Source organism: Stieleria sp. (assembly GCF_041595215.1).
Taxonomy (GTDB): Bacteria; Planctomycetota; Planctomycetia; order Pirellulales; family Pirellulaceae; genus Stieleria; species Stieleria magnilauensis.
The window spans coordinates 1-5988 of sequence record NZ_JBFHKV010000492.1 but is presented as its reverse complement, the minus strand read 5'-3'; the positions used below and the strand labels follow the sequence as shown (position 1 = coordinate 5988).

Sequence of the window (5988 nt, the reverse complement as noted above, 5' to 3'; positions counted from 1 at the left end):
GGTTGCTGCTTTGGGACCGGCCAGCTGAAAGTCGTCGCATCAGCGAATAGGCGACCTCGGCCGCGGCCTCTTTGTCACCGGCGGAAAGAAACGCGCGTGCAATCTGCAATTCGGTGTTCTCGTCGCGGACGCGGCCGCTACGGGTCCGCGCCAGCATCGCGTTGGCTTGATCATTCAGCCCCAATCGTTTCAGCTGGTCGGCCAGGGCGAGTTGCATCTGCACGTCCAAACGCATGCCGAACAACCGCTCGGCAGCAACCTTGGCTCGCTCGGTGTCCCCGATCTCGGCAGCCAGATTCATCGCCGCCATCTCCTTGCGGACCAGCATGCGACTGTCCAGCGGGCTGAAGGAATCCAGCGTCTCGAGCGCCAAACGGGGTTGTTTCAGCTCGCTCGCCAAACGGGCACGCTCAATTTGCAAGTCGACATCGGCGGGGAATTCGGTGCAAAGGTCGACCAGTTGTTCGTAACACTTCTCCGGACGCCCCGCCCACCAATGGGCATAGGCGGCAACGACGCGGCGCGTCTTTCGTTCTTCCAGCGGCGCGTCGCTGAGTGGAGTCTGTAGATGCTCGATCAGATTCGCCGAGAGCGTTGGCGTTTGAGGTTGGCCGCTGAGCGTTTGAGCTTGGCTCGTTGCCCCATCACTGTTGTCCGCGGAAAACGCCAGCACCTGTTGCGCAAGCGTCGAATCCAACAACCGCGGCGAGAGCGGACCCCGGATACGGACCGACCGAAACCCGCCGCTACCGGTCTGTGCGTAGGTATTGACGTAGCCATCGCCAAGGGCCGTCGAGCGACTGGCCGCGTTGAGCGTCGACTTGGACCAACCCGCGATCACGGCATCGACCATCGACCGCTCGTGTCGTTCGCTAAACGCTTTGGCCGCCTCGCCACCGCCCATCATGATTTGGGTGATGGGACTGAATCCCTGAACCGGCGCTTTGGGTTTTTCGCGTCGCGCGGCCGGCAGCAATTGCTTGACCAACCCGTCGGCTTGCTCGGGTTTTCCCAGTCGGAGGTAAAACTGGATCGCGCCGACGATTTCGTCATAGCTGGAGTCCGCACCGGGAGTCTCGGGTGCGAACTGCGCGGCTTTTTCTTCCTGGCCGGCCAGATTAAATTCGTGACCGAGAATCGCTTGAAACATCATCTCCGCCGCGCCGGGAGGAGCCCCCATCAACGCCCCGGTCGACATTCCCGACGCTTGCACGCGCTCGTTGATCAACGCGAGAATTTCAAGCTCCTTCTCCGTCAATGGCGTCATGTCGGGTTTCCGCTCGGCGGGCATCGAATCGGACATCATCCGCTGAGAAAGGAATTGCAACAGCGGCGTCATCCCATAGTTGGGGTCGAGTTCGGCCAGCCGCCACATCATCTTCATCTGATTCTGCCGCAACGCGTCCGCTTTGGCTTTCGCCGCCGCAGAGAGATTGGGCGGCGTCGGTGCGAACGGACTTGCAACGGGCTGATTGCTGACCAACGACATCACATTCATCAGCGCAAAGTGTTCCCAGATCTCCATCGCATCGGTGACCGTGTTCCAGTCCTCGACGGAAAACTCCGAATCCAGTTTTGCCTGCACCGCATCAGACGCCTGATCGTCCGGCATGCCGATCACTTCATTCATCAAAATCAAAGATGCGGCGATCACACGGGCGTGCCCGAACGACGTGGCCTCGATCGTCGCGCTGGGCGTGGAATACGAGTAGGATGCGTTGGCGTATCGACCGACGCGTAACATTTGGGCCAATTGGTACGACGACTGACTCCAGTACATCGGGTTGGACTGATAACCGGCCGGCAATCCATTGCTGGACACGGTCGTGTTCGTCTGCTTGCGTCGCGTCGGTGCCGGGGCATCCATCGGCACGTCGGCGGCACGAATCTGCTGGACCAACTGCATCGCCCGCTCGCGGTTCGCCTCGGCGTCCGCTTCGCTTCGGTCCATCAGCAACAACTGCGCGAGCGACAGTTTGATGTCCCACAAACTGTCGTCGGCTCGCAGGGCTTCTTCACAAATCGCCCGTGCCGTCTTGAGGTCACCACGTCGCGCCGCCGAACGCACCATCCCGCCCAGTCGCGAGGGATCCGACAGAAACGACAAGCGTTGCGAAAGTGCCTGGGCGACATCGATCGTGCCGGCTTCCAGTTGATACTCCACCAGCTTGAATCGGTTTTCCGGCGTGTTGGCCAGTTCGGTGATTCGCTTTTGGTACTCCGCAGCCTGCTCCACTTCGTTGGCCGCATCGGCCAGACGCACCATGGTTTCCAACAAGGCGACGTCACGCGGCTGGACGGCGAGCAACTGATCGATCGCGCTGATCGCCGCGCCGAAGTCCTGCACGGACTCGTGCGCAGCGGCGATCATCAAACTGGTCGTTCGGGCGTTGCCGTCTTTGCGATTGATCTCTTCGATTCGACCGAGCAACGTCTGCAGGTCTGTCTTGCGATCGTACAAGGGTGCAAGCGCCCGGATGACATTGATCTTGTCATCCAGCTTGACTTCATAGTTCAACGCCTGCCAATACAATTCGATCGCTTCGTCGGTGCGGTATTGATCGGCGAAATGGCTGGCCAACATCCGTCGCGGAGAGTTGTCGCGGGGTGCGACCGTCATTGCCCGACGCAGAGCGGCGATCGCTTCTTCGTCGCGATTGACGCCGAACGCGGTTCGCGCGTAGAACTGATACGATTCGGGGCTGGCCGGATTGGCGTCAATGACGGCTTCGCAAGTCTCGATCGCTTGATCGGTCTGTCCCAGCCGGACTTGCAGACCGGCGACGCGTTGCAAGTAATTGGTGCGGAACCGGTTGTCCGCCGTGGCGAGTTGTTCGAACAGTTCGGCGGCGTCACTCAATCGGTTCTGACGCTCGGCCAGGTCCGCCGCAACCAGCAACACGTCGGTGTTGTCCGGTTCCATTTTCAGCGCTTGCTGAATCGAGCGTTCCGCATTGACCAGATCGCCGGCCGCACTATGCATCAACGCCAATGTTCGAAGCGAGTCGACGGACTCCGGTCCGGCTTCGACCTGTCGAATCTGTTGCTCCAACGTCCCCGATGCCTGATAGACGGCGATGCGGTCTTTGAGCAACTGTTCTTGTTCATCCGGCGTTTCCGCAATTTCGGCCGCCGCGTCCAAACGTTGCAGTGCGTTTTCGTATTGTTTGGCCTCGGTCAACTTCGACGCGTAACGTAACTCTTGCGCGAACGTCAGATCGTATTCCGCGGCCTCTCCCCACGTGTCGAGTGCCAGACCTGGCAACTTGAACGCCCCAAACACTTCGGCCAACCGGACCAACGATTCACGACCGCGGCGATCACCCTCGGCGATCGACTTCCAAACCTCGACGGCGTCGTCCTTGCGATCGAGCGAATGCAAGTACTCGCCCAAGTATTCTCGATATTGGGGCGAGCCGGGATCCAATTCGATCGACTTGCGATACAGCTCGATCGCGTCTTCGCTTCGATCGATGCCGCGCATCAAGTCGGCGACTTGCGAGAGCGTCACGGCGTCGTCGCTGCGGGTGCCGGCCAGCCGCGACCAAACGTCCGCCGCTGCGTCGCGCCGTTGCTCCAACGGCGTCTCGGTGTCCTCCAACAACACCTGTCCCCACCGCACCAGGTGATCGGGATTGTCCGCGTCGCGCTTGGCAAGCTCGCTGAATTGATTGGCCGCTTCGGCGACGTTGTTTTGATTGATCAACACATCGATCAATGTCGATCGAGCTTCGGTATCATCCGGTGCACGAGCGACGACGGCGTCCAACAGCGTCTTGGCTTCCGACAATCGGCCCGCGGTGATCAGGATCCGGGCCAAACGCGTTTGCAGCGACAGATCATCAGGCCGATCGGCACGTTGTTGTTTGTAGTAATCCGCCAAGGCGTCGTAGTCACCCGACTTCAGAAAACCGGCTTCGATCCGGTTGCGAACATCCGTGTGCAGCCAGCTGCCAGGGTTTAACCGAGCCAGAATCTTTTCAAGCAACTCGGTCGCCTCGTCCGCGTTTCCCATCCTGCGTCGCATTTCTGCCGCTTGGACGGCCATCGCGATCTTCTCATCGGGTTGTTTCGAACTCTGCGCGAGCTGTTCATAACGCCGCAAGGCTTCGTCGTCATTCCCTTCTTCGGCAAGCGTCCGCGCGATCTGGCCGCCGACCCGCGTGTCACCGGGAAACAATTGTTCCAGCCGAGTCCAGACGGCAAGTGACTTCTCCCGCTGGCCGGCGCGGCTGTAAATCCTCCCCAATTGCGTGAACATCGGCAGCGCTTCGGCGCGCAACGGCCCGCGATCGAGCGCTCGTTCCATCGCGGCGGCCGCCTGCTCGGTCTGTCCGACCGCCAAGTACGCGCGGCCGAGATAGAAACTGCATGCCGCATCGTCGGGCAACTTGGATTCCGCCGCCGTCAATATCTGTGCCGCCTCGGCCGCACGACCACGCTGCAACTGAACCAATCCCCAAACCATCTGACGTTCCCCGGCGTCGTCGGCCTGGGGATCGGAGAGTTGTTGCTCCAGTTCGCCCAGCGAATCGTTTTGGACGTGGTATCCATACACGCGATCGAGCGCGACACCGGGACGCGGCCGACGCAGCAAGACCTGAAGGTAGCGATCCGCAGCGACTCGCTCGCGATCGGAAAGTTCGTCCGAGTCCTGAGCGCCGAGCGACAGCGGAATCAACATCAAAAGCAGGCTGAGTAGCCCGACGGTGCGAACGAACGAAAGGGTCGGCGCGCAGTGGGTCAATGGACGTGTCACGGGGATCCCCAAAAAGAAGAGCGGCAGACGAATGGGGATCAGTATGAAGCCCCCCGGGCGCGGTCCGCAAGCGTTTTCGCGGCCGGGAAAGCCAAATGGGCAAAATTCCAGATGCCCTGTCTAGATTGAGGCGGACTCTTGGGCCTCAGCGCGCCACTACCGCTCGCAACTACCGCGCTAACGTCCGTAACATCGGTAAGAGATCTTTGTACAGATCATCGTGCGGATGATGGCCACAGGAGTCCGAGCGGAGCACAAACTCACGATCGATCAACTGGAACCCCGGAATCATTTCGTAGGTTTGTCGGCTGAGCATGGAGGGATCGCCGCGGAGCACAATTTGATTCGCATCGCGATCCATGTGGAAGTGTTCCGCCCAACCGGCGACCTCGGCTTGCGTCGGGGCCGACACGGACCGCCCGTACAGCAAGACTTGAACGAACACGACCTCTTCGCTGCCGAGCGTGACACCTGCGTATTGCTGTGCGTAGTGTTCGATCGATTCCAGTCCGGGCTGCACCGTGAAGTTGCCAAACGCGCCGTACTGTTTGCCGCCGGCAAAGGCCTGGCAACCTTCACAGGGAATCGCGGCGTATTCCACCAAGATGATCTTGCCGGCGAAGTCCGACAGTTGAACCGTTTGGCCGGTCTGATCGGTCAGAATGAGATCGGGGAACGTGTCGCCCCGAACCGGAGGCCATTTGCCGAGGACGACCGGATCAGCCGACCGTAAACCGACAGCCGACGTCAATTCGATCGGCAGACGATTGACCGCATGATCGACCAGCGGTTGCGGCAAGTTTCCAGTCGCCTTGAGCGCCGCCAGCGCGATCGGGATCAACAGAATCGTCGCGACAACAATCGTCAATACCGATTTGATCAAACGTACCATCGAACGAGTTTCCGTTTCGGGCGGTTGGACAAGAAGCGTCGTCAAGCATAGGTCGCGTTTAGATCCTCGCGATGCATTGTGTAGGGCCGCCGGGGCAAACCAAACCGGTTGCGTTAAAAAACCGAGGGCGTTGCCCAGCGGATCACCGAATTCCTGCATCAAGCCGCAGGTGATCGATGAAGGAGGGGTCAAAAAATTGACTGGTCAAAAAATGGAGCCACCGCGCAGCAACCACTCGTCCGTCGCCAACATTTTTTGACCACCCCATCTTTTGACCATTTTCCCTGACGGAAACGGGTTCGACAAATGAACACGGCCGTCGGCCGAATCGGTCCGT

At 60.0% G+C, this 5988-nt stretch carries 2 protein-coding genes; both read right to left on the bottom strand.

Annotation, left to right across the window (positions count from 1 at the left end):
• The coding region (locus ABX749_RS18570) for a tetratricopeptide repeat protein (RefSeq protein WP_372897278.1) at positions 1-4759 on the bottom strand (4759 nt) is incomplete at its 3' end.
• A 169-nt stretch (positions 4760-4928) separates the two neighbouring features.
• Positions 4929-5651, bottom strand: coding sequence for a hypothetical protein (locus ABX749_RS18565; RefSeq protein WP_372897277.1), 723 nt, complete (start codon positions 5649-5651; stop codon positions 4929-4931).
• Positions 5652-5988 lie beyond the last annotated feature (337 nt).

What these genes read in the sequence shown, in the direction of transcription:
- ABX749_RS18565 (WP_372897277.1), bottom strand. Translation starts at nt 5,651, where the DNA reads ATGGTACGTTTGATCAAATCGGTATTGACGATTGTTGTCGCGACGATT.